The organism is Bradyrhizobium sp. 23 (assembly GCF_023073295.1).
In the GTDB taxonomy this organism is placed as follows: domain Bacteria; phylum Pseudomonadota; class Alphaproteobacteria; order Rhizobiales; family Xanthobacteraceae; genus Bradyrhizobium; species Bradyrhizobium canariense_D.
In genome coordinates this window covers 279,450-304,145 of record NZ_JADPJF010000103.1, presented here as the reverse complement: position 1 = coordinate 304,145, position 24,696 = coordinate 279,450, and the positions used below count along the sequence as shown (strand labels likewise).

Genomic DNA, 24,696 nt, shown 5'->3' with positions numbered 1-24,696 from the left:
GATGAGACCTGTGACGCGACGGCTGATCGAAATCGCCGCCGCCACCTTCCTCGTCGTCTGCATCACCGCGTCCAGCGCCGCCTTCGCCGCCGGCAAGATCGGCCGCAGCGCCGACGGCCTGAGCTGCGCCGTCACGCTTCCGCAAAACGCATCCTCCGCCGCCCGCTGCGCCGCCATCAAGCGCCAATGCGGCGGCAAATTTTACGCAAGCGCGTGCGGGGATAAGTTGATGTCAGCGGCGAATTGAGCAGGGGCTGGTGCAACGAAGAAGGTGTCGTCCTGGCGGAAGCCAGGACCCATTACCCGCCTGTCAGATGAGGCCTGACCGATCATTCCAATCGGGATTTCTTCCTCGATCAGCTTGATCTTCCAGTCCCGCTTCCAGAACTTGAGCTGCTTCTCGCGCGCGATCGCCTCCTGCAGTGTTGCGTAGGCTTCGACATGAACGAGGCGGAAGATTTTATACTTGTGCACGAACTTCGAGCCGCGACCCGAACGATGTAGCTCAAGCCGCGCGCGGACGTCGTTGGTGATTCCGATATAGATCGTGTCGTGATGGCGGCTTGCGAGAATGTAGACGAAGTAGCTGCTCGTGCTCATGGCCCAACCCGCAAAAGCAACACTGACCGGGGTAATGGGTCCTGGCTTTCGCCAGGACGACGCTCTCCAACAATCGCGCCTAACATCAGAACAAATTAAGAACACTTTAGCAAGTCTTTGATATATCATTGTGATTCGGCGTGTTGCCGACACCATATCTAGCGTCTGCCAGACTTCGCGAGGACTACATGTCCACCATTGCCTTCGATCAATTTGCCCTCACCAGGATCGCCGATTTCGCGCGCTCGCTGTCGCGGCTGCATCAGGCGGCGCGGCGCCACGCGGTCGACGACGACCAGTTCGACCGCGAGTTCAACGCGGTGTGCCAGTCGATCTGGGGCTACACCATCGACGACGTCAGCGACGATCTGTTTTCGGCGCAGGACCATCTGTTCCTCGACACGCTTGACGAAGCGCATGCGCGCATCTTCGCCGCCGAGCAGGGTTATGATCTCGTCGACGACCAAGGCATGCTCACCGACTGGTGGGGTTTTTGCTGGATGATTTTAGCCGAGAAGCGCGGCCTGCTCACGGCAGACAACCGCGCCGCCGCGCGCGCGGCGATCGAGGAGAAATATCTGGCGGCGCCGAACGTGATCGGCGTGATCATCGGACGGTGACCCACCATCCTCCGTCATTGCGAGGAGCCTCTTGCGACGAAGCAATCCAGAGTGCCTCCACGGAGCCAGACTGGATTGCTTCGCTTCCGCCTTCGCTCTTCGAGCTTCGGCGGACAAGTCGCTCGCAATGACGGCTTGGCTACAGACGAGCCTGAGCTAGTCCAGCCCAGCCCGCTTCGCCGGCTTTTGCGTTTTCGGCACCGTCACGTCGGGGAGCGTCTCGCGCACGATCTCCGCGGCAGGGGCATCCGCCGCCACCGTGTCGGCGCGCACCGGCGCCACCTTCATCTCGCCGAGCCGTGCGCGGACCTGCGCGGTGAGACCGGGATAGGAGGCGACCGGGGTGAAGTCCGCGGCCTGGTCGTTGCCGACGCGGATGCCGGTATAGGCGACGAGACCGTCGCTGGTGGCGATCACGTCGCCGGGCTTTAGCGACGAGTCCAGCGCCAGATCGACCGGAGCAAGGCCGACCGGCTCGCGGCCGTTGCAGGTGCAGTCGGCGCGCAGCGCCTTGCGATAGGCGAACGCGTTCTCGCTATCGGCATAGCGCTCGCCGGTCTGCGACGCCGCGCCGTCGATCGAGGAGCCGAAATAGATCTTGGTGGCGCTTGCAGGACAGAACGCCTGACACATCTGCGCGGGCGAGGTGAGACCGCGCATCAGCGGAAAATATTTGCCGTCGCAGCTGCGCACGCAGAACGCCGGTCCCGAGCCGCCGGCCGCAGCCGAACGTGTCGGCGGCACGTATGGCGGACTTGCGCCGTTCTGCTGGCCGGTGAATGGATCGGCGTAGGAGCTCGGCTGCTGCGGCACCTCACGCTGCGGCCGCTGCTGCTGCTGCATTCCGCCGAAGAAGAAGTCGAACAGGCCTTCGGCCGAAACCGGGGCCGGAGCCGCAACCAGCGGTGCTGCCAATGTGGCGGCTACGAGCATCGCGCGACGCCACCGGCGCGCATGGGACATGACTGTACGCAAACGCTTACTCCACCCGGCGCTACCCAACCGGCCGGGACCATCAGGTCTCAGCACATGATTCACCATAAGGCGGGATGGTAAATGAGCGGTTGAGGGGGGAGGAGCGGTGTCGCCGGACGGGTGGACCTCGTCCATGGCCGGGCTTGTCCCGGCCATCCAGGATCTCTGGTGCGGCAAAGACGTGGATGCCCGGTCAAGCCCGGGCACGACGGCGGAAAAAGTCTAGCCGCTCAAGCCTTCAAGAACTCCGACGCCTTGTACAGCGAGCGGAACGGCAGCCCGGCCGCGCCAAAGGTGTCGTCGGCGCCTTCCTCGCGGTCGACCATGGTCAGCACCAGCACCACTTCCGCGCCGGTCTCGCGCACCGCTTCCACGGCCTTCATCGCCGAGCCGCCGGTGGTGGTGACATCCTCGACGATCACGACGCGCTTGCCCTCCAGCGTCTCGCCCCTGGGCAGCCCCTCGATCGCAAGCTTCGCGCCATGCTCCTTCGGCTTCTTGCGCACGAAGAAGGCCGCGATGGGATGGCCCTTGATCCAGGAGATCTGCGCCAGCGCGCCGGCCAGCGGCACCGCGCCCATCTCAAGCCCGCCGATGAAATCGAGCTGGTCATCCTTCAGCGCCTCATAGGTCAACTCGGCGAGCAGGGTCGCACCCTCCGGGTCGAGCATGGTCGGCTTGAGGTTGAAGTAGAAGTCGCTCTTGCGGCCCGACGCGAGCGTCACCTCGCCGCGGCCGAAGGAGCGCCGGCGGATGATCTCGAACAGGCGGGCGCGGGAGGCTGATTTAGACACGGCGGGCCCTCGGGAGCATTTTTGGAGGTGGCGGAATTTATCCGCGACGGCCTCGACATTCCAGAGGGGGCTTCCCCCGTCAACAGGGATCGGCCATCCCGGGCGGCCGGTTGTGGGGGTGCAACGTTCTGGGATAGGTGGATGCCGGATATCTCGGGCAAGAAAACCTGCAAGAAGGCTGGGCAAGGACACGCGACAAATGACCATCGAGCTGCACACCTGGAACACGCCGAACGGCCGCAAGATCTCGGTCGCGCTGGAGGAGATGGGGCTGCCCTACAAGGGGATCCCGGTGAATATCAGCAAGGGCGAACAGATGGCGCCGGAGTTCCTGAAGCTCTCACCCAACAACAAGATCCCCGCGATCGTCGATCCTGATGGCCCGGACGGCAAGCCCGTCAGCATCTTCGAGTCGGGTGCGATCCTGCTGTATCTCGGCGAAAAGACCGGCAAATTTCTGCCGAAATCGCTTTCGGGCCGCATTCCCGTTTATGAATGGTTGATGTGGCAGATGGGCGGTTTCGGGCCGATGCCGGGCCAGGTGCACCATTTCATCGCGCTCGAGAACGAGCAGGACCGCGCCTACGGCCTCAAGCGCTACATGGCCGAGACGCGACGGCTCTACGGCGTCCTCGACCGCCGGCTGGAGTCCAGCGATTTCGTCGCCGGCGAGCTCTCGATCGCCGATTTTGCCATCCTGGGCTGGGCCTGGCGTCACCCTCGCCACAAGGTTGACCTGGCCGACTTTCCCAACGTCAAGCGCTGGTACGAGGCCCTGATGGCCCGCCCGGCGGTGAAGCGGGGCATGGAGGCGAAGCTAGATTGATCTTTCTCTCCCTCTCCCCGCAAGCGGGGAGAGGGGAAAATCACACCTTCCGCGCTTCCACCGCCATCCGCACCGCAAGCCCGGCCAGCACCGTGCCCATCAGCCAACGCTGGACCAGCATCCAGCTTGGCCGGCTTGCGAGAAACAGCGCGATCGACCCGGCCGCGAGCGCGATCATCGCATTCACGCTGACACTGATCGCGATCTGGATCGCGCCGAGCACCACTGACTGCGCCAGCACGCTGCCGGCGGTGGGATCGATGAACTGCGGCAGCAGCGCGAGGTAAAGCATCGCGATCTTCGGGTTGAGCAGATTGGTGACGAACCCCATCGCGAACAATTTGCGCGGGCTGTCGATCGCAAGCTGCTTCACCTGGAACGGCGAGCGCCCGCCCGGCTTCACTGCCTGCCAGGCCAGCCACAACAGATAACCCGCGCCGGCAAAGCGCAGCGCGTCATAGGCGAAGGGAACGGCGAGCAGCAGCGCCGTGATGCCGAATGCCGCGCACAGCATGTAGAACAAGAAGCCGAGCGCCACGCCGCCGAGCGAGACGATGCCCGCCGCAGGCCCTTGCGTGATCGAACGCGAGATCAGGTAGATCATGTTCGGCCCGGGCGTGAGCACGAGGCCGAGGCAGACGAGAGCGAAGCCGAGCAGGGCGGAGGCGTGGGGCATGGCTGAACCGGTGCGGGAGACGGCACGGTTCTAATATGCGTGGCGCAGTGGGGCCATCGCGCAATTGCTCGGAGGACAATTCAGCTTGTGCGTGTGCCTTCGCCGGGGCGGTACCGTCCGATCAATGCGCCTCGTCCCAATTGTTCGCTGCGCGTGCATCGACATGCAGCGGCACCGAGAGCAGCACGGCCGGGAACGGCGCGTCCTGCATCACGTGCTGCACGACGGGGAGCGTCGCCTCGACCTCCGCGTCCGGTACCTCGAAGATCAATTCGTCATGCACCTGCAGCAGCATCTGCGCAGACAGTTTCTTCAGGACCAGGGCATCCTCCATCCGCGTCATGGCGCGGCGGATGATGTCGGCGGCGGTGCCCTGGAGCCGGGCGTTGATCGCGGCGCGCTCGTTGAAGGCGCGCACCGAGGCGTTCGAAGCCTTGATGTCGGGATAGTACATCTTCCGTCCGAACAGCGTGGTGACGTAGCCGTGGTTCCGGCAGAAGTCGCGCGTCTCGTCCATGTAGGCGCGGATGCCGGGGAAGCGTTCGAAGTATTTCTTGATGTAGGCGGAGGCCTCTTCGCGCGCGATGCCGAGCTGGTTGGCAAGGCCGAATGCCGAAATGCCGTAGATGATGCCGAAATTGATCGCCTTGGCCCGGCGCCGGATTTCGCTCGGCATGCCCTTGATCGGCACGCCGAACATTTCCGATGCCGTCATGGCGTGAATGTCCAGACCGTCGCGAAACGCCTGCTGCAGCACGGGAATGTCGGCGATCTCGGCGAGCAGCCGCAGCTCGATCTGTGAATAGTCGGCGGAGACCAGCTTGTGCCCTGGCGTTGCGATGAAGGCGCGCCGGATCTTGCGCCCGTCCTCAGTGCGCACCGGAATGTTCTGCAAATTCGGCTCGTTCGACGACAGTCGGCCCGTCGTGGTCGCGGCCAGCGCGTAGGTCGTGTGGACGCGGTGGGTCTGGGGATTGACGTAGGTCGGCAGCGCGTCGGTGTAGGTCGATTTCAGCTTAGAGACCTGGCGCCACTCCAGGATCTTCCGCGGGAGCTCGTGGCCCTGCTCGGCGAGTTCGTCGAGCACCTGAGCGGTGGTCGACCACGCGCCGGTCTTGGTCTTGGTGCCGCCCGACAGTCCCATCTTGCCGAACAGGATGTCGCCGATCTGCTTCGGGCTGCCGACATTGACCGGCTCGCCCGCGATCTGCTGGATCTCGGCTTCGACACGGGCCGCAGTCTGGGCGAAGTCGCCGGAGAGACGCGACAGCACCTGACGATCGATCGAGATGCCGCGCCGCTCCATGCGTGCGAGCACCGCGACCAGCGGGCGTTCCAGCGTCTCGTAGACCGTGGTCATGTGCTCGGCGATGAGGCGCGGCTTCAGCACGCGCCAGACGCGCAAGGTCACGTCGGCGCCTTCCGCCGACAGCGACGCGGCCTTGTCGATCGGCACCTGGTCGAACGTGATCTTGCCCTTGCCGCTGCCGAGCAGCTCGTTGTCTTTGAGCATCGCGTGACCGAACCAGCGCTCGGACAGTTGCTCCAGCGCGTGCGAGCCGCGGCCGGCATCGAGCACGTAGGAGATCAGCTGCGCATCATCGGTGTTGCGCAGTGTGATGCCGTGCTGCGCCAGCATCACCGCGGTGAATTTGACTTCGAAGCCGATCTTGAGAATGCCTGGTGATTCCAGCACCGGCCGCAACGCTTCGATCGCATCAGTGTGCTTGACCTGGTCGGGCGCGAGGCCCGCGTCGAACAGGCCGGCGCCGCCGCCGGACTGCTTGTGCGCCAGCGGCACGTAGCAGGCCTCGTTCGGCGCCAGCGCCAGCGCGATACCGCAGAGGTCGGCCTGCATCGGATCGATCGAGTTTCCCCGGATCTCGACCGCGACATGGCCGGCATCGTGAATGCGCGCGATGAACGCGTTCAATTCCGCGAGCGTCTTGATGGCCTGGTACTTGCTGCGGTCGACCGGAAGCTTGCGCAAAGCCTCTTCCCGCGCGGCGGCGAGCGAAATCGGCGCGCCCTTCGGACTCGCGGCCTTGTCCTCCTTGCTCGCCGAAGGGTTGCGCTGGCCCACCGGAACTTGCGCCGGCGCGCCGGGTCCCGGGGCCGGCACGACGTCCGAAGGCGGCAGCGGCGAGAAGACGCTGGCGCCGCTGGAATAGCCGGGATCTGCATCGACGTTGGCCGGGTCAATCTGCGAGAATTCGGCGACGCGGCGCGTCAGCGTGGAAAACTCCATCGCCTTCAGGAACGCGATCAGCTTGCGCGCATCGGGCTCGTGGACGGCGAGATCGTCCAACGGGACGTCGAGGTCGACCTTGTCGTCGAGCAATACGAGCTGCCGCGAGATGCGCGCCTTCTCGGCGTTCTCGATCAGCGCCTCGCGCCGCTTCGGCTGCTTGATTTCGGTGGCGCGGAACAGCAATTGCTCGAGATCGCCATATTCGACGATCAGCTGCGCCGCGGTCTTGATGCCGATGCCGGGCACGCCAGGAACGTTGTCGGTGGAATCGCCGGCCAGCGCCTGCACTTCCACCACCTTCTCCGGCGGCACGCCAAACTTCTCGATCACCTCGGGGATGCCAATGCGGCGGTCCTTCATGGTGTCGTACATGGTGACGCAGTCGGTGACGAGCTGCATCAGGTCCTTGTCGGAGGACACGATTGTCGCGCTTGCGCCGCGCTCGCAGGCTTGCCGTACATAGGTCGCAATCAAATCGTCGGCCTCGAAGCCCACCTGTTCCAGGCAAGGCAGGTCGAAGGCGCGCACCGCCTCGCGGATCAGCGAAAATTGCGGGATCAGATCGTCCGGGGCCGGCTGCCGGTGTGCCTTGTACTCAGGATAGATCTTGTTGCGGAAGGTGATTTCCGACTTGTCGAAAATGATCGCCAGATGGGTCGGCCGGTTGTCCTCGGGCATCTCGCGCAACAGCTTCCACAGCATGTTGCAGAAGCCGAGCACGGCATTGACCTGCAAGCCGTCGGACTTGCGGTTCATCGGCGGCAGCGCATGGTAGGCGCGGAAGATGTAGCCGGAACCGTCGACCAGGAAGACATGATCGCCCTTGCCGGCCGCCTTCGCGGCAACGGGCTTGGCAGCAGCTGTCGCAGCAGCGGGCTTGGTTTCGGCGGCCTTGGGCGCGGCAGCCTTGGTGTCAGCTTGGGCGGTGGTCTTTGGGGAGCTCTTGGGCATGGCCGCAATGTATGAATTTTTGCGGGATTTGACAGCCTTGGGAGGTGGATTTTTGGCTTGCGGATGCCGCTATCCCCACTGTCATTTCCCGCATCCCCCGCTGTCATTCCCCGCGACGGCGGGGAATCCAGTACGCTGCGGCTTCTCCGTATACGACTGCTGCCCTCTGGAATACTGGATCCCCGCCTTCGCGGGGATGACAGCAGAGTATCACTCCGCCGCCTGCAACACCGCGCTTGTCTTCTTCGGCGCGATCCAGAACGCATCGGGCCGCTCGAACAGGAAGTTGCCGCCAAGGCGCAGTGCGATCTGCCAGATTGCGAGCGAGCCGATCACGCCGGCGATGGTCACGATCAGCGACACCGCACCGATGTCGGGAATGATGCCCGTGCGCAAGAGCAGCGTCCGTGTCGCCGCCATCGGCAGGAAGAAGGCGAGATAGATCACGATCGAATGCTCGCCGCAGAAGCGGAAGACATTCAGCCATTGCACGCGCGCGAGCAGCGTGCCCATCGTGATGATGGCGCAGGCGCCGGCGAAGCCGAGCACGAGCGATACGATTTTCCATTCGCTGGCGCCGAGCGCAACGAGGCCGGCATTGACCAGCACCCATGTCGCGAGCGCTGTCAGCGCCCATGCGGGATGATTGCGCGCGCGGTCCGACAGCGCGAACACGTAGGGCGCGAACAGATAGCCCGAATAGAAATAGATGAAGCGCGCGCAGAACTCGTCGATCGCGGTCCAGCCGGTCGAAATGCGCGCCGTCTCCAGCGCGGCCGCGACGAGCCATATCGCGGGCTGCGGCATGCGCCGTGTCAGTTTTGTGACGACGAAGAAGATCGGCAGGAGGTAGATGAACCATAGCGTGCCGAACGGCTCGACGAAGGATTCCAGATATAGCAATCCGGCGTCGCGCCAGCTCGTTTCCGCTGCGAATGCGGGGCCTTGAAGCCGAACTGGATTGTCACCCAGACGACATAGAAATAGGCGAAATGCACCATCTTGCGGTCGAGATAGGTTCGCCAGTCCCGGTCGATCACCAGTGACAGGAACAGACCCGAAATCAGGAAGAAATCCGGCATCCGGAATGGCTTCGCGAAGGCCACCAAAACATGCATGAAACCGGTCTCGCCGGCGGCAAGCTCGACCCCCAGCACCGAATGCATCATCACGACCATGACGATGCAGATGCCCTTGGCGTAATCGACCCAATCGACGCGCGCAGCAGCCGGGGCCTTGAGTCCCCCGCTCGCGGCGATTGTGCCTGATGGTGCCATGGTGTCTCTTTTCGAGGCGTGTTCCGCCAGCATCTGTGTGAACGCGGAGCAGTTTGCCGCCTTGCGGCTTACGATTTCTTTACTGGTACAATTGCTGTGCCGTTTTTTGCACGCGGGCTGTTCCCTCACCCCGGGAAAATGCTAAACCGCCGTGGAATTGGGGTTTTGTTAACCAAGCCAAACAGGGTTTTTCATGCGCATTGCTATGATCGGCACGGGCTATGTGGGACTGGTGTCCGGAGCCTGCTTTGCGGATTTCGGCCACGACGTCATCTGCGTCGACAAGGACGAGAAGAAGATCGCGGCCCTTCATCGCGGCGAGATCCCGATCTACGAGCCTGGGCTCGACGAGCTGGTGGCGACCAACGTCAAGGCCAAGCGGCTGGAGTTCACCACCGATTTGTCCAAGCCGGTTGCGGATGCCGATGCTGTCTTCATCGCGGTCGGCACGCCGTCGCGCCGCGGCGACGGCCATGCTGATCTGTCCTACGTCTATGCCGCTGCGAAAGAGATCGCGCAGTCGCTGTCCGGCTTCACCGTCGTCGTGACCAAGTCGACCGTTCCGGTCGGCACCGGCGACGAGGTCGAGCGCATCATCGGCGAGACCAATCCAAAAGCCGACGTCGTCGTCGCCTCGAATCCCGAATTCCTGCGCGAGGGCGCGGCGATCCGCGACTTCAAATTCCCCGACCGCATCGTCGTCGGCACCTCCGACGAGCGCGGCCGCAAGGTGATGAGCGATATCTATCGTCCGCTGTCGCTGAACCAGGCGCCGCTGATGTTCACGGAACGCCGCACCGCCGAGATGATCAAATACGCCGCCAACGCCTTCCTCGCGACCAAGATCACCTTCATCAACGAGATCGCGGACCTCTCCGAAAAGGTCGGCGCCAACGTGCAGGAGGTCGCGCGCGGCATTGGCCTGGACAACCGCATCGGCACCAAGTTCCTGCACGCCGGTCCGGGCTTCGGCGGCTCCTGCTTCCCAAAGGACACCAAGGCGCTGATCAAGATCGCGCAGGACTACGACGTGAGCTTGCGCATCGTCGAATCCGTGCTCGCGGTCAACGAGAACCGCAAGCGGGCGATGGCGCGAAAAGTGAGCCAGGCGCTCGGCGGTTCGCTGCGCGGCAAGACCATCGCCGTGCTCGGGCTCACCTTCAAGCCCGACACCGACGACATGCGCGACGCGCCGTCGATCCCGCTGGTGACCGGCCTGATCGACATGGGCGCGAAGGTGAAGGCCTTCGATCCCGTCGGCATGGAGCAGGCGAAGACTGAGCTGCCCAGCATCACTTATTGCGAAGACGCCTATTCCTGCGCGGAAGGCGCCGATGCGATCGTGATCGTCACCGAATGGGTGCAGTTCCGTGCGCTCGACCTCGACCGGCTGAAGGCAACCATGGCACAGCCCGTCATTGTCGACTTGCGCAACATCTACCGCCCCGAGGAGATGGCTGCGGCCGGCTTCGTCTATGAGAGTGTTGGACGGCCGCCGGTGCAGGGCTAGCGATCCGACCTCGCAACGATTCCGTCATGGCCGGGCTTGTCCCGGCCATCCACGTCTGTTTTCTAGTGTGACGACGTGGATGCCCGGCGACTTCCGTGCGAAGACGCGCTTCGCGCTTTTTGCTCGGGCGTGACGAATGGACAGGCCTTGCCCCTCAGTTTCGACACGCCCCTCCCGATCGATGCCGTGCTCGACGACCTCTCGCGCACGCTGGAGGCGCATCATGCCGCCGTGCTGGTGGCCCCTCCTGGCGCCGGCAAGACCACGCGCGTGCCACTGGCGCTGCTCGATGCCCCCTGGGCCAAAGGCAAGAAGATCATCGTGCTGGAGCCGCGGCGCATCGCGGCGCGCGCCAGCGCCGACCGCATGGCCAAATCACTCGGCGAACGCGCCGGCGAGACTGTCGGCTATCGCGTCCGCTTCGGCTCGAAGATCTCGCGCGCGACCCGCATCGAGGTGGTGACGGAGGGCATCTTCACCCGCCAGATTCTCGACGATCCCGAACTGTCGGGCATCGCCGCCGTGCTGTTCGACGAATTCCACGAGCGCTCGCTCGATGCCGACATGGGCCTGGCGCTGGCGCGCGACGCGCAGCTGGGCTTGCGCGAGGATTTGCGCATCCTCGTGATGTCGGCAACGCTCGATGGCGCCCGCGTGGCAAAATTGCTGGGCGAAGCGCCCGTCGTCGAAAGCGAGGGCCGCGCCTTTCCGGTCGAGACGCGCTATCTCGGCCGCAAGGCTGACGCGCCGATCGAGCGGCAGATGGCGGATGCGATCGCCTCGGCGCTGCGGGCCGATGCCGGCTCGGTGCTGGCGTTCCTGCCGGGCGCCGCCGAAATCCGCCGCACCCAGAATTTCCTCGCCGAACGCATACACGATTCCAGCATTGAAATCGTGCCGCTGTTTGGCGCGCTCGACGCCGCCGTGCAGGATCGTGCCATCTCGCCGGCGCCCAAGGGCACGCGCAAGGTGGTGCTGGCGACCTCGATCGCGGAGACCTCGCTCACCATCGAGGGCGTGCGCATCGTGGTCGATTCCGGTCTCGCCCGCGTGCCGCGCTACGAGCCCGACATCGGCTTGACCCGGCTCGAGACCGTGCGCGTCTCCCGCGCGGCGGCGGACCAGCGCCGCGGCCGCGCCGGCCGCACCGAGCCCGGTGTCTGCTACCGGCTCTGGGACGAACCTCAGACAGCCTCGCTAGCGCCCTACACCCAGCCCGAGATCCTCAGCGCCGATCTGTCCTCGCTGGTGCTCGATCTCGCGCAATGGGGCGTCGCCGATCCTGCCGCGCTGTCGTTTCTCGACCCGCCGCCGCAGCCGGCCTGGAAGGAAGCAAAAAGCCTGCTCTCCGAGCTCAACGCGCTCGATGGCGATGGCCGCATCACCGCGGAGGGCAAGAGCCTGCGCGCGCTGGCGCTGCCGCCGCGGCTCGCGCGCATGATCGTGGATTCGCACCGTGCCGGCGAAGGCGAGGCCGCCGCCGAGATCGCGGCCATCATCACCGAGCGCGGGCTCGGCGGCGACAGCGTCGATCTCGAGCACCGGCGCGATCAGTTCCGCCGCGACCGTTCCCCGCGTGCCGCAAGCGCGCGCGACCTCGCCCGGCGCTGGGCTTCGCAGGTGGCGGCGTCAGAGAAGGCGGCGACCGCAGAAGGTGACCTCTCGACCGGCCTGATGCTCGCCTACGCCTTCCCGGATCGCGTCGCGCGCAACCGCGGCAATGGCAGCTTCGTGCTCGCCAACGGCCGGGGTGCTGCGGTGGATCAGACCTCGTCGCTCGCGCGCACGCCTTATATCGCGGTCGGCGAGATGACCGGCACGGCGGCGAGCGGGCGCATTCTGCTCGCGGCGCAAATCTCGCAGGACGAGATCGAGCGGCATTTCGCCGAGCATATCGAATCCGTCGAGGAGATCTCGTTCGATCGCGGCGCGATGGCGCTGCGGGCGCGGCGCAAGCGCGCGCTGCACGCGATCACGCTCTCCGAGGCGACGCTCGCCGTGTCGCCCTCGGGGGACACTGCGCGCATCTTCGCCGACGGGTTGATCGCCGCCGGACTCGACCGGCTGCCCTGGTCGAAGGTAGCCAAACAATGGCGCGATCGCGTGATGTTTTTGCGCAGGGCCGAAGGCGACAGCTGGCCCGATCTCTCGGACGACGGATTGATCGCGCGGCGCGACGATTGGCTGGTGCCGGCGCTCTACGACATGATCGCGCTGAAGGATATTTCCGCCGGCGATCTCTCCGACGCGTTGATGGCTTTGTTGCCGTGGGAGATGCGCGCGCGGCTCGACCGCGAGGCGCCGACGCATTTCGAGGCCCCGACCGGCAGCGTGCTCGCGATCGACTATGAAGCCGAGCAGGGGCCGACCATCGCGGTGCGGCTGCAGGAATTGTTCGGCCTCAACACCCATCCCTCGATCGCCGCCGGCAAGGTGCCGCTGGTGCTGGAACTGCTGTCGCCGGCGCAGCGCCCGGTGCAGGTGACGCGCGATCTCCCCGGTTTCTGGCGCGGCAGCTACAGTGCCGTGCGGTCCGATTTGCGCGGCCGCTACCCGCGCCATCCCTGGCCGGAAGATCCGGCGAATGCGCTGCCGACCCGGCGGGTCAAGCCGCGCGGGACGTGAGGCGCAAGAAGACCCTCATGGTGGGGAGCGCGGCCCGCCCTTCACGGGCATCCTTCGAGACCCGCTCCTATGGAGCGCTCGTTAATCCAAGCACGGCACCGACCTCTAGCTGCCGCCGGAGTGGGGCTGTTTATCGCGGTAAATGGCGGCTCTGAGTTCGTCAATGAGTTATCATTTATGCGCTGCGGAGGCGCTCCGAACGAGCAAAAGCGTCACAAGCTCTCAGGATGAGGGTCTCACAAAATTGCATTCTGCCCGGAAATCGCTATTTTCCGCGGCCCGGAGGCCCCTTAGATGTCTGTTATCGATCTTGCCGCGAATCCGAGCGATCTGCGTGCGCTCGCCGAACAATCCAACGCCTGGCCGTTCGAGCAGGCGAAGGCCATTGTCGCGCGGCTGAAGAAAAGCCCGAAGGACGAGGTGCTGTTCGAGACCGGCTACGGGCCATCAGGCCTGCCGCATATCGGCACCTTCGGCGAGGTCGCGCGCACCTCGATGGTGCGGCACGCTTTTCATGTGCTGACCGAGAACAAGATCAAGACCCGCCTGCTCGCGTTCTCCGACGACATGGACGGGTTTCGGAAAGTGCCCGACAACGTCCCCAACAAGGAGATGCTGGCCGCGCATCTCGGCAAGCCGCTGACGCGGGTGCCGGATCCGTTCTCCAACGAATACCCGTCGTTCGGGCACCACAACAATGCGCGGCTGCGCGCCTTCCTCGATCATTTCGGCTTCGACTACGAATTCGCGAGCTCGACCGACTATTACACGTCCGGCCGTTTCGACGCGACGCTGCTCAAAATGCTCGCGGCCTACGACAAGGTGATGGCGATCATCCTGCCGACGCTCGGTCCCGACCGCCGCGCGACCTATTCGCCGTTCCTCCCCATCAGCAAGACCACGGGTGTCGTGCTGCAGGTGCCGATGATCCGCCGCGACGTTGCGGCCGGCACGGTGACCTACCTCGATCCCGATACCAACCAGGAAGTCGAGACGCCGGTCACCGGCGGCAACGTCAAGTGCCAATGGAAGGCCGATTGGGCGATGCGCTGGGTCGCGCTCGGCGTCGATTACGAGATGGCCGGCAAGGACCTGATCGACTCGGTCAAACTCTCCGGCGCGATCGCCAGGGCGCTCGGCGCCACGCCGCCGGAGGGCTTCAACTACGAGCTCTTCCTCGATGACAAGGGCCAGAAGATCTCGAAGTCGAAGGGCAATGGGCTGACCATCGACGAATGGCTGCGCTACGCCTCGCCGGAATCGCTGTCGCTGTTCATGTATCGCGAGCCGAAGGCGGCCAAGCGGCTGTATTTCGACGTCATCCCGCGCAATGTCGACGACTACCAGCAGTTCATCGACGGCTTTGCGAAGCAGGACGCCAGGCAGCAGCTCGGCAATCCGGTCTGGCATGTCCACAATGGCCATCCGCCGAAGTTCGACATGCCCGTCACGTTCCAGCTCCTGCTGACGCTGGTGTCGTCGTCGAATGCGGAGAATGCCGAGACACTGTGGGGTTTCATTGGTCGCTACCGACCCGGTGTGAGCCCGCAGACGCATCCCAAGCTCGACGCGATGGTCGGCTATGCCATCAACTATTATCGCGACTTCGTCGCGCCGACGAAGACGTTCCGCGAACCGACCGAGACCGAGCGCGCGGCGCTGCAGGATTTGCGGGATGCATTATCGCAGCTTCCGCAGGACGCCTCGGCCGAGGACATCCAGAACGTCGTCTACGAGATCGGCCGCCGCGAGCCGTTCCTCGACCAGGTCAAGAAGGGCAAGGACGGCCGTCCGGGCGTGACGCTCGACTGGTTCAACATGCTCTACCAGGTGCTGCTCGGCCAGGAAAAGGGCCCGCGCTTCGGCTCCTTTGTCGCGGTGTATGGCGTGCAGAACGCGGTCAACATGATCGACGGCGCGCTGGCGCGGAGTGCGTGAGGGCTACGGAACTGAGTTGTAGGCGCGACCTATCTCCCCGATTCGTCCTGGCGAAAGCCAGGACCCATAGCCACCGCCGGATGTGGTTACGGAGACTCGGAGTGGCCAATTGGTGCCACAACTTCTCCCGAGGTAATGGGTCCTGGCTTTCGCCAGGACGACACCGAGGCCTCACTGGCTTGCCCACACGATCCGCGCGATCCACACCACCTCGCTCGCCGCCATCCTGCGTTCGGCCTGCGTCGCATCGAGCGGCTGCAAATCCAGAGCCTTTGCGGTGCGGCGCTTCAGCGTCGCCACCGTCAGCTCGCCCGCGTTGGTCTTCACCACCACGCGATCGCCTTTGTGGATCGGCGCGCCGGGCGCGACCAGGATGATGTCGCCGTCGCGATAGGCGGGCGCAAGCGCTTCGCCGGACATCTGCAGCGCGAAGCTATGGTTGCCCTCGAAGGCGGGAAGGGCAAATTCGGTCCAGCCCTTGCCGACGGGAAAGCCGGACTCGTCGAAGGCGCCGCTCGCGCCCGCCAGTGCGAAGCCGAGCAGCGGCACCGAACGGCCGCCGCCTGCCTCGTCGCCGACCAGCCTGGCAAAAATGTCGATCGACGAATCTGCCGCCGCCAGCGCTTTCGCGATCGATTCGGTCGAGGGCCAGCGCTCGCGGCCGTCGGAGGTAACGCGCTTGGACTTGTTGAAGGTGGTGGGATCGAGCCCGGCGCGCTTGGCGAGGCCGGACGGCGACAGGCCGGCACGCGCCGCCAGCCGATCCAGCGCGCCCCAGATCTGGTCGTGGGTGAGCATCCTCTGCGCTTTGGCCTGCCTGACCATGGAAGGTCCAGCCCGTCGCAACTCAGGAAAACTATCCTCAAATCAATCGGTTTTCCGTTTTCGGTGCAAGAGGCGGCGTCTAAGTCTTGAGTTCGGCAGGGGTGGCCTTTACGGTCCCGCCCGGGATTTAACGACCCACGAGAGACGAAAATCCCCAGGAGACTCAAAGAGCTGTCTCCCCGGGCAAACAGGGCTGCGTAAGCGGTGGTCAAGATCTACAAAATCTGTCCGGCCTCGGCCTGGCGCGAGGCGGAACGGCAGGGCGTTTATCGCGGCAGCGCGGACGATTCGCGCGACGGATTCATCCATTTCTCGACCGCCGCCCAGGTTCCCGAGACCCTGCAGAAGCATTATGTCGGGCAGCGCGCGCTGTTCCTGGTCGAGGTCGACGGCGATGCGCTCGGCAGCGCGTTGCGCTGGGAGCGCTCGCGCAATGAGGAGCTGTTTCCGCATCTCTATGGCGAGCTCGATCTCGGCGCGGTGATGGCTGTGATGAACCTCAACACGCGCTCCGACGGCGGCCACGATGTTCCGGAGCTTGCCCCGTGATCCGCGCTTTCGACGCTCTCTCGCTGCCGGTGCTGCGTTGGCTCGATCCGGAGGATGCGCATCGCCTCGCGATCCAGGGCCTGCGCTTCCTGCCGCCGGGCAAGCCGCACGCTGACGATCCCAAGCTTGCGGTGCGTGCGTTCGGGCTCAACTTCCCCAATCCGATCGGCATGGCCGCGGGCTTCGACAAGAGCGCCGAAGTGCCGGATGCGCTGCTGCGGCTCGGCTTCGGCTTCGTCGAGATCGGCTCGGTGACGCCGAAGCCGCAAAGCGGCAATCAGCGACCGCGGCTGTTTCGTCTGGAGCGCGACGAGGCCGTGATCAACCGCATGGGCTTCAACAATGACGGTGCGGAGACAGCCCTGCGCCGGCTTGCGGCGCGCGCGCAGCACGGCGGCATCGTCGGCGTCAATGTCGGCGCCAACAAGGATTCGCCCGATCGGGTCAATGATTACGTCAAGCTGATCGAGACCTTTGCGCCGGTCGCGAGCTATTTCACCGTCAACGTCTCCTCGCCGAACACGCCGGGCCTGCGCAATCTGCAGGAAGGCGCGCTGCTCGACGATCTCCTCGCCAGGGTGATCGACGCGCGCCAGCGGGTGCGCGAGAGCGCCGGCGACACGCCGGTGCTGCTCAAGATCGCGCCGGATTTGAGCCTCGCCCAGCTCGACGACGTCGTGCAGGTCGCGCGCTCGCGCCGGGTCGATGGCATGATCGTATCGAACACCACGATCGCGCGGCCGAGTACGCTGCGCGAGGAGATGCGCGCCAAGGAGCAGGGCGGCCTGTCCGGCCGGCCGCTGTTCCGGCTGTCGACGCGGATGGTCGCGGAGACCTATGTGCGCGTCGAGGGCGCATTCCCCCTGATCGGTGTCGGGGGGGTGGACTCGGGCGGCGCCGCGCTGACGAAGATCCGCGCCGGCGCGAGCCTGATCCAGCTCTATTCGTCGCTGGTCTACAAGGGCCTCGGCATCGTCGACGAGATCAAGCGTGACCTCGCCTCGACCCTATTGCGGACGGGGCGGGATTCTCTCTCCGAGATCGTCGGCTCCGACGCCGCCACGCTGACGGCGGAAGACTGGCCGGGGATGTAGGCGGTCTCGTGCCCCGAGCGCAGCGCAGCACGTTAGTGATGCACTGCTGAACCGGGGCCCACGCTCGCGGCATTCTGGGTCCCGGCTCCGCGCAGCAGCGTTTCACCCTGCAGCGTGTCCGGGACACGAGAGCTACGACCTCGAAAACGTCTTCCTGTACAGCGCCGGATAGCGCGCGGCCTGCAAGCCGCCGCGCGAGACGTAGGAGGCGATCAGCGCGCTCCACAGCCCGGCATTGCCGAACGATTGCAGCGCCCAACATGTGGCGAGGAAGATCGCGAGCGAGGCCAGCATCAGATTGCGCATCTCACGCGCCCAGGTCGCGCCGATATAGATGCCGTCGAAGCCGAAGGCGAACACGCCGGGAATCGGCGCGAGCACGACGAACGGCAGGAATTCCCGCGCGCCGCGACGGACGCTTTCGCTCGCCGTCATGAAATCGATTAAGTTCGGCCCGAATACCGCGAATAGCGCGGACACGACCAGCGCGAAGCCGAGCCCCCATAGCAGCACCAGCCGGGTCGAATCAGCAAATCCCCTGGCGTCGCGTGCGCCGAGCGTACGGCCGCAAAGCTGCTGGGCTGCGTTCGCTAGACCATCGAGAAAGAAGGCGCTGACCAGCAGAAAATTGTTGAGCACGGAATTCGCGGCCAGCGTGACGTCGCCGGCCCGCGCGCCCTTGGCGGTGAAGAACAAGAACACGGCGATCAGCGCCGCGGTACGGATCAGGATGTCGGAATTCACGGCCAGCAGCCGCATCAGCTTGGCCCGGTCGAACAGCTCTGCGTACGGCACCGCGAACCCACCGTCCGCATAGCGGCGGCAGACGATCATGCCGAGGCCGAATCCGGCCGCTTCAGACAGCAGCGCTGCGATCGCAGCACCTGCGATCCCGGTGTCGTAGACCAGCACCAGCAGGATCGTCGCCGCCGCGTTGACGAGATTGATGACGATTTGGAGCGCGAGCGCCGGGTTGGCGCGAGCCTGGCCGACCAGCCAGCCCAGGATAACATAATTGACGAGCGCCAGCGGCGCCGACCAGATCCGGATCACGAAGTAGGTTTTCGCCGCGCGCGTGACGCCTTCGCTGCCGCCCATCAGGTCGAACAGCACGGTGGCGAGCGGCAGTTGCAGCGCGATCAGTGCTACGCCGATCAAGCCGGCGACGATGAAGCCGCGCACCAGGATCGCGGTCAGCTCGCGCGTCTCGCCGGCGCCGAGCGCCTGCGCCGTGAAGGCGAGCGTGCTCATGCGCAGGAAACCGAACAGCCAGAACAGGCAATCGAAGATGACGGACGCGATGGCGACGCCGCCGAGCAGCGCGGCGTCGTCCAGCCGTCCGATCGCGGTGGTCGAGACCACGCCGATCAGTGGCGTGGTGAGGTTGGCGACCATCGCCGGGCCTGCGATGGCGAAGACCTGACGGGAACCGATCTTCAAGTGAACGGGTGCGTGCATGTCAGAACACGAGCACCATGCCGTCTTCGGCGGCGAGATGGGCGATGTCGTCGAGGCGCGACAGCACGTCTTCGCTCATATGGGTGAGCACGAGGCGTTTTGCGCCGATTTCGGGAAGGTGCTGTTCCAAGGTCGTCAGGCTGAGGTGATTCTTGACCACCTTCTCGTACATATAGGCTTCGGCGATGAAAAGGTCGGCGCCATGCGCCAGCGGAATGAGCGTCTCCGTCCATTCGGTATCGGCGCTGTAGGCCAGCGTGCGACCCTCGGCTTCGACGCGATAAGCGAGGAACGGTCCACCGGATTCGCCGTGCACGACGGGATAGGGCGTCACCGTCACCGCGCCGAAGCTTTGGCTCTGCTCGGGCGCGAGCTCGACGACGGACAGCTCGAAGCGCTGTTTCGTCTTCGAGGAGTGCTCGAACAGAGCCTCCATCACCTCACGCAGCCGCGTCTCGATGCCTTTGGGGCCGGCGATCGTGAGCGGCCGCGTCCGCCGCGAGAATTGTGCGTCGAGCAGGACAAACGGCAGCCCGGCAAAATGGTCGCCGTGGAAATGCGTGATCAGGATGAGATCGATCTCATTGCGGTCGATCTCCAGCCGCTTCAGTGCCGGCAAAGCCGACGCGCCGCAATCGATCAGGAAGTTGGCTTCGCGCCCCGAGACGTGGAAGCAGGTATTGAGCCTGCCGCCGGATCCGAAGGCGTCGCCGCAGCCGACAAAGCGCAATTGCATCGGCCGCCAGCTCCAAATCCTTTACCTGCGTGGCGCGCCGAAAACGCGCATCAGCAGCCAGATCGGAATCACGATGACAGCGCCGAGCAGGAAGTAGCGCCACAGCCAGTTCACGGTATCGAAGCCGAGATCCCACAAACGCTGGAACAGAAGACGAATGCTTAAGATGATATTCCAGGGGTCGAAGCCGATCGCCGCCAGCACGACGCCGACGAGGATCGAGAGCAGCACCAGGCGAAACGCGACCGCCAGCGGCGAGCCGCCGAGAAAGCGGTGCAGGCCGTCACTGCGGCCGGCCGGCAAATCTCTGACGTCGTGGGCCATCTCAAACTCCTCAGGGGATTCGACCTATCATAGGGCAAGGCGGGGACATGGGGAACCTGTGAGGGGGCGTCAATCGGCTTACGGGATTTTAATTCGGGCAAGCACACGCCCGGGGCTTCTTAAGCCTCAACCTCGGCCGCCTCCGCTTTCAGCATCTTTTCCAGCGTTTCCAGCCGGTCGGCCTCCCGCGGCGGCTTGTCCCAGCGCAGCCGGCTGATGCGGGGAAAGCGCATCGCGACGCCGGATTTGTGCCGTGGTGAGCGCTGCAGCCCCTCGAAGGCGACCTCCAGCACCAGCCCCTTGTCTGGCTCGTGCACGACGTGGCGGACGGGGCCGAATTTTTCGGTGGTATTGCGACGCACGAAGCGGTCGATCTGGAGCAGCTCCTCGTCCGTGAAGCCGAAATAGGCTTTTCCGACCGGCACCAGTTCGTCACTGCCCGGCCCTGCGGTCCAAACGCCGAAGGTGTAGTCGGAATAGTAGGACGAGCGCTTGCCGTGGCCGCGCTGCGCATACATCAGCACGGCGTCGATGATGTGCGGATCGCGCTTCCATTTCCACCATTGTCCCTTCGGCCGCCCCGGCAGATAGGGTGCGTCGCGCCGCTTCAGCATCACGCCTTCGACGGCGTCCGCGTCCTCGCCCGCACCAGCGCTGGCGGGATCGGCGCGTGCTGCGGTCAGCGCCTCCCAGCTTGCGAAGGCGACGGTGGGCGACAGATCGATGCGGGGATCGTCGAGCTTACCGATGAAGGTCTCCAGCCGTTCGCGCCGCTCCGCGAAAGGCAGCTCGCGCAAATCGTTCTCGTCGTCGCCGAGCAGATCGTAGGCGCGCAGATGAATCGGAAATTCCTTGATCAGCTTCGGAGACACGACCTTGCGGTTGAGCCGCTGCTGCAGAAAATTGAAACTTTGCACGCGCCCTTCGCGCAGGATCAGAAGCTCGCCGTCGATGGCGCCGGGCAGCCGCAGCGACGGCACGAGGTCCGGAAAGCTCCCGGTGATGTCCTCGCCGGTGCGCGAATAGAGCCGAGCGGTGATGTGGCCGTGCTCGTCGCGGCCGGCCACCGCCTGCACGCGGATGCCGTCCCATTTCCATTCGGCGATGTAGTCGGCGGGATCGAGTGCAGCGAAATCGGTGTCCTCGATCGCATGCGCCAGCATGACAGGACGGAACGGCGCGGGATCGCGATTGACTGGCTTGTCGCCGCGGCCTTCCAGCCAGGCGAACAGGTCGAGATAAGGCGGCGCGAGACCGGGCCAGATCAGCTCGACCTCATGCGGGTCCTTGTCGCCGAGCGCGGCGGCCGCGGTCTTTGCCAGGCGCGCGGAGATGCCGATGCGCAACGCGCCGGTGACGAGCTTCAACAGCGCCCAGCGGCCGGTCTCATCCAATTCGTCGAGCCAGCGCTCGAGCTGCTTCGGCAGCTCGGTCTTGCCGAGGGTGCGCAGGGTGGTGACCACCTCGGTGAGGGTTGGGGGAGGTGGGTTGTTGTGGACACCCACGGCCTTCGGCCACATCAGCGCGATTGTCTCGGAGAGATCGCCTACATAGTCCCAGGATAGGCCGAACAAGACCGGGTCAGTTCGCTGGGCGATAAGATCGCGCAGCAGAGAAGGTTTTGCGTGCTTGAAACTCAGCGCACCGGTCAGCGCGGCCAGCGCGTAGCCGCGATCGGGATCGGCGACCTCGCGAAAATAACTCGTGATCAGCCGCAGCTTGTTGTTGCGGCCGGGTTCGTAGGCGAGGCGGTCGAGAAGTTCGGCGAAGCGGTTCATGCTTCGGCCTCGTCAGCGAGCGGCGTCTCGGTCTCCTCCTCGTCGCCATAGCCGACGAGATCGAGCGGCCGCGACCGCAAACCCTTGCTTTGGCACCAATGCACCAGCGCGTCTTCCTGGCCATGGGTAACCCAGATCTCGCCGGCACCGGTCGCGGCGATCGTGGCGGTGAGGCCGTCCCAATCGGCGTGATCCGAGATCACCAGCGGCAGCTCGATGCCGCGTTGCCGCGCGCGGGCGCGCACCCGCATCCAGCCAGAGGCGAATGCCGTGACGGGATCGGGAAACCGGCGGGTCCAGAGATCGGATGTTGCAGAGGGCGGCGCCAGCGTGATGGTGCCGGCGAGCGCCGCCTTCTTGACGCCCTTCGCCGGCCGCAACTCGCCGAGCTCGATTCCGCGGCTCTGATAGTAATGCGTGATCTTCTCCATCGCGCCATGCAGATAGATCGGCGCGTCGTAACCCGCTTGGCGCAGCAGAGCGATCACGCGCTGCGCCTTGCCAAGCGAATAGGCGCCGACGAGATGCGCGCGCTCCGGAAATAGCGCCACCGACGCCAGCAGCTTCTTGACCTCGTCGGCCGCATCGCCATGGCGAAACACCGGCAGGCCGAACGTTGCCTCGGTGATGAAGACGTCGCAGCGTACGAGCTCGAACGGCGTGCAGGTCGGGTCGGGCGCATCCTTGTAGTCGCCGGAGGCGACGATGCAGGTGTCCTTGCAGGTGACCGCGACCTGCGCCGAACCGAGCACATGGCCGGCCGGGTGAAACTTCGCGCTGACGTCGCCGAGCCGGATCTCCTCGCCATAGTGGATTGCTTGGGTGGAGCCGGCAAAATTCTCGCCATAGCGCAGCCGCATCATGTCCAGCGTTTCCTGCGTCGCCAGCACCGCGCCGTGGCCGGCGCGGGCATGGTCGGAATGGCCGTGGGTGATCACGGCCCGCTCGACCGGCCGGACGGGGTCGATATGGAAGCCGCCCGGCTTACAGCATAGGCCGGCGGCAACTGGCAGCAGGATGTCTTGCGGACGCATGCCTGTTATATAGGTCGCGACCCCGCATCTTCGAGTCATCACCGCTTCGTTCCCTGGTTCCCACAATGCCCCTGCGCTTGTTCCTGACCTCCGGCGATCTCATGGCTGACCGCCGCTTCGAGTTCGCGCGCGACCTCCAGCTCAAGGGCGATCTGGCGGCCGCCGCCGACCTGCTGGAGCAGACCATCGAGATTGCGCCGAATTTCACCTCGGCCTGGTTCACGCTCGGCGAAATCCGCGCGCAACTCGGCGAGCGCGACAAGGCCATTGCGGCCTTTCGCAAATCGCGCGAGTCCGACCCGAGCGATCAGCATGGCGCTCATCTGCATCTGATACGCCTCGGCGATGCGCAATTGTCCGAGATGCCCAAGGCCTATGTGCAGGCCTTGTTCGATCAATACGCCCCGCGCTTCGAGCACGTGCTGATCAACGATCTCGGCTATCGCGCGCCGTCGCTGATCTTCAAGGCGGTGGTGGCTGCCCGCGTCGCCGCGAAGAAGCCCGCCCTGTTCAAGCGCGCCATCGATCTCGGCTGCGGTACGGGGCTCGCGGCCGCCGCCTTCGCCAAACAGGTCGACCAGTTCATCGGCATCGATCTGTCGCCCGGCATGGTCAAGGAGGCGCGAGCCACCGGCCTCTATGCCGAGCTCGAAGTCGCCGACATGATCGAAGGCCTGCGCAGCAGGAGCGAGGCGAGCGCAAACCTCGTCGTCGCTGCCGATGCGTTCGTCTATCTCCCCGATCTCGCACCGGTGCTCGGCGAAGCCAGGCGCGTGCTCGCGCCCGGCGGCGTGCTTGCGTTCACGCTGGAGACCCATGACGGCAGCGGCATCGTTCTCGGCGAAGGCCTGCGCTATGCCCATTCGGCGGAATATGTGCGCGATGCGATGGCGAAGGCCGGCCTCAAGCTCCTCACATTGGAGCAGGCCTCGCCACGCACCGAGAACAACGAACCGGTGGGCGGCCTCGTCGTGGTCGCCGAGAAAACTTGAGTTTAGGCGCTATAAGCGGCGCTTTAAGCGTCATTGCGTCGCAAAGCCGCGACTTCCCACTTGCGAGCCGTGCGGCGATGCCAGCACAATGCGCGCACCAGGGAGAAACAAACAATGACCAGGAATCCATCGCGGCGCGATTTCAGCGCCGCCGCGCTCGCGACCATCGCGGCCTCCACCTTGCCCGCGCCCTATGTCTGGGCCGCGGAGAAGAAATACGATTCCGGCGCCAGCGACACCGAGATCAAGATCGGGCAGACCGTGCCGCATTCCGGCCCCGGCTCGCTCTACGGCGTGCTCGGGCGCGTCGGCGAGGCCTATTTCCAGATGCTGAACGAAAAGGGCGGCATCAACGGACGCAAGGTCAAATTCCTCACCATGGATGATGCCTACAGCGCGCCGAAATGCGTCGAGGCGACGCGGCGCCTGGTCGAGCAGGAGGAGGTGCTCGCGCTCTACGGCTCGCTCGGCACCGCGCCGCAGACCGCCGTGCACAAATACCTCAACTCGAAGGGCGTGCCGCAGTTGCTGCTCAACACCGGCGCGTCGAAGTGGAATAACCCGAAAGAGTTCAAATGGACGATGGCTGGCTTGCCGCTCTATCCGACCGAGGCGCGGATCCTGGCGCGGCACGTCGTCAGCGTGAAGCCGAACGCGAAGGTCGGCATCCTGTACCAGAACGACGATTTCGGCCGCGACTTCCTCGGCCCCTTCAAGAAGGTTCTGGAAGACGCCGGCGGCACCGCCAAGGTGATCATGGAGCAGACCTACGATCTGACCGATCCGACGGTCGATTCCCAGCTCATCAACCTCTCGAAGTCGGGTGCGGACGTCTTCTACAACATCTCCACCGGCAAGGCCTC

The 24,696-nt window shown here is 64.9% G+C and carries 20 protein-coding genes and 2 pseudogenes; 10 read left to right on the top strand and 12 right to left on the bottom strand.

What is annotated here, in order from left to right; translation table 11 throughout:
* Window position 1: 1 nt before the first annotated feature.
* On the top strand, window positions 2-247 hold the full coding sequence (locus IVB32_RS26500) for a hypothetical protein (RefSeq protein WP_240544159.1): 246 nt from the start codon (window positions 2-4) through the stop codon (window positions 245-247).
* A 63-nt stretch (window positions 248-310) separates the two neighbouring features.
* Here the strand turns inward: IVB32_RS26500 and IVB32_RS26495 are convergent.
* Window positions 311-600, bottom strand: a pseudogene (locus IVB32_RS26495) (GIY-YIG nuclease family protein).
* Window positions 601-788: 188 nt separating this feature from the next.
* Between IVB32_RS26495 and IVB32_RS26490 the strand changes: the two are divergent.
* Window positions 789-1,220, top strand: coding sequence for a hypothetical protein (locus IVB32_RS26490; protein WP_018460048.1), 432 nt, complete (start codon window positions 789-791; stop codon window positions 1,218-1,220).
* Window positions 1,221-1,376: 156 nt separating this feature from the next.
* Here IVB32_RS26490 and IVB32_RS26485 read toward each other — a convergent pair whose 3' ends face one another.
* Both IVB32_RS26485 and pyrE read right to left on the bottom strand, forming a co-directional pair.
* The gene (locus IVB32_RS26485) at window positions 1,377-2,153 is read right to left on the bottom strand and encodes a DUF2865 domain-containing protein (protein ID WP_083926594.1); all 777 of its coding nucleotides are present in this window, start codon (window positions 2,151-2,153) and stop codon (window positions 1,377-1,379) included.
* A gap of 272 nt (window positions 2,154-2,425) precedes the next feature.
* Window positions 2,426-2,989: an orotate phosphoribosyltransferase gene (gene pyrE, locus IVB32_RS26480; RefSeq protein ID WP_018460046.1), complete on the bottom strand. Its 564-nt coding sequence runs from the start codon at window positions 2,987-2,989 to the stop codon at window positions 2,426-2,428.
* Between the two features lie 199 nt (window positions 2,990-3,188).
* Here pyrE and IVB32_RS26475 point away from each other — a divergent pair, with 199 nt between their 5' ends.
* Entirely contained in the window at window positions 3,189-3,815 is a 627-nt protein-coding gene (locus IVB32_RS26475; protein ID WP_018460045.1) for a glutathione S-transferase family protein, read from the top strand.
* A 40-nt stretch (window positions 3,816-3,855) separates the two neighbouring features.
* Here IVB32_RS26475 and IVB32_RS26470 read toward each other — a convergent pair whose 3' ends face one another.
* The 3 genes and pseudogenes from IVB32_RS26470 to IVB32_RS26460 form a co-directional block, all read right to left on the bottom strand.
* Window positions 3,856-4,491: a LysE family translocator gene (locus IVB32_RS26470; protein WP_018460044.1), complete on the bottom strand. Its 636-nt coding sequence runs from the start codon at window positions 4,489-4,491 to the stop codon at window positions 3,856-3,858.
* Between the two features lie 121 nt (window positions 4,492-4,612).
* Window positions 4,613-7,693 (bottom strand): DNA polymerase I, encoded by a 3,081-nt coding sequence (gene polA, locus IVB32_RS26465; protein ID WP_018460043.1) that lies wholly within the window; start codon window positions 7,691-7,693, stop codon window positions 4,613-4,615.
* A gap of 210 nt (window positions 7,694-7,903) precedes the next feature.
* Window positions 7,904-8,970: pseudogene (locus IVB32_RS26460) on the bottom strand (acyltransferase family protein).
* A gap of 193 nt (window positions 8,971-9,163) precedes the next feature.
* On the opposite strand from IVB32_RS26460, the gene IVB32_RS26455 reads away from it, so the two are divergent.
* The 3 genes from IVB32_RS26455 (at window position 9,164) to IVB32_RS26445 (ending at window position 15,043) form a co-directional block, all read left to right on the top strand.
* Window positions 9,164-10,480, top strand: a complete 1,317-nt coding sequence (locus IVB32_RS26455) for a UDP-glucose/GDP-mannose dehydrogenase family protein (RefSeq protein ID WP_018460041.1) — start codon at window positions 9,164-9,166, stop codon at window positions 10,478-10,480.
* Window positions 10,481-10,627: 147 nt separating this feature from the next.
* The gene (gene hrpB / locus IVB32_RS26450; RefSeq protein WP_026233929.1) at window positions 10,628-13,105 is read left to right on the top strand and encodes an ATP-dependent helicase HrpB; all 2,478 of its coding nucleotides are present in this window, start codon (window positions 10,628-10,630) and stop codon (window positions 13,103-13,105) included.
* A 294-nt stretch (window positions 13,106-13,399) separates the two neighbouring features.
* Window positions 13,400-15,043, top strand: a complete 1,644-nt coding sequence (locus IVB32_RS26445; protein WP_018460039.1) for a lysine--tRNA ligase — start codon at window positions 13,400-13,402, stop codon at window positions 15,041-15,043.
* A 171-nt stretch (window positions 15,044-15,214) separates the two neighbouring features.
* Here IVB32_RS26445 and IVB32_RS26440 read toward each other — a convergent pair whose 3' ends face one another.
* Window positions 15,215-15,868: a helix-turn-helix transcriptional regulator gene (locus IVB32_RS26440; RefSeq protein WP_018460038.1), complete on the bottom strand. Its 654-nt coding sequence runs from the start codon at window positions 15,866-15,868 to the stop codon at window positions 15,215-15,217.
* A gap of 204 nt (window positions 15,869-16,072) precedes the next feature.
* Between IVB32_RS26440 and IVB32_RS26435 the strand changes: the two genes are divergently transcribed.
* Window positions 16,073-16,417 (top strand): DUF952 domain-containing protein, encoded by a 345-nt coding sequence (locus tag IVB32_RS26435; RefSeq protein WP_018460037.1) that lies wholly within the window; start codon window positions 16,073-16,075, stop codon window positions 16,415-16,417.
* A complete protein-coding gene (locus tag IVB32_RS26430) occupies window positions 16,414-17,511 on the top strand; it encodes a quinone-dependent dihydroorotate dehydrogenase (protein ID WP_247368754.1) in 1,098 nt (365 codons plus the stop codon). The genes IVB32_RS26435 and IVB32_RS26430 overlap by 4 nt, the downstream gene beginning before the upstream one ends.
* Before the next feature lie 132 nt (window positions 17,512-17,643).
* On the opposite strand, the gene IVB32_RS26425 is transcribed toward IVB32_RS26430, so the two are convergent.
* From IVB32_RS26425 to IVB32_RS26405, 5 genes are all read right to left on the bottom strand, one after another.
* Window positions 17,644-18,969 carry an MATE family efflux transporter gene (locus tag IVB32_RS26425; RefSeq protein WP_026233928.1) on the bottom strand — a complete coding sequence of 442 codons (1,326 nt, stop codon included), beginning with the start codon at window positions 18,967-18,969 and terminating at the stop codon, window positions 17,644-17,646.
* 1 nt (window position 18,970) lies between these two features.
* Window positions 18,971-19,705, bottom strand: coding sequence for an MBL fold metallo-hydrolase (locus tag IVB32_RS26420; RefSeq protein WP_018460034.1), 735 nt, complete (start codon window positions 19,703-19,705; stop codon window positions 18,971-18,973).
* A gap of 21 nt (window positions 19,706-19,726) precedes the next feature.
* The gene (locus IVB32_RS26415; protein WP_018460033.1) at window positions 19,727-20,029 is read right to left on the bottom strand and encodes a DUF6460 domain-containing protein; all 303 of its coding nucleotides are present in this window, start codon (window positions 20,027-20,029) and stop codon (window positions 19,727-19,729) included.
* 119 nt (window positions 20,030-20,148) lie between these two features.
* Window positions 20,149-21,807: an ATP-dependent DNA ligase gene (locus tag IVB32_RS26410; RefSeq protein WP_018460032.1), complete on the bottom strand. Its 1,659-nt coding sequence runs from the start codon at window positions 21,805-21,807 to the stop codon at window positions 20,149-20,151.
* Window positions 21,804-22,841 (bottom strand): ligase-associated DNA damage response exonuclease, encoded by a 1,038-nt coding sequence (locus tag IVB32_RS26405; protein WP_018460031.1) that lies wholly within the window; start codon window positions 22,839-22,841, stop codon window positions 21,804-21,806. The genes IVB32_RS26410 and IVB32_RS26405 overlap by 4 nt, the downstream gene beginning before the upstream one ends.
* A gap of 65 nt (window positions 22,842-22,906) precedes the next feature.
* Between IVB32_RS26405 and IVB32_RS26400 the strand changes: the two genes are divergently transcribed.
* On the top strand, window positions 22,907-23,833 hold the full coding sequence (locus tag IVB32_RS26400) for a methyltransferase domain-containing protein (protein WP_018460030.1): 927 nt from the start codon (window positions 22,907-22,909) through the stop codon (window positions 23,831-23,833).
* 114 nt (window positions 23,834-23,947) lie between these two features.
* The coding region (locus IVB32_RS26395) for an ABC transporter substrate-binding protein (RefSeq protein ID WP_247411814.1) at window positions 23,948-24,696 on the top strand (749 nt) is incomplete at its 3' end.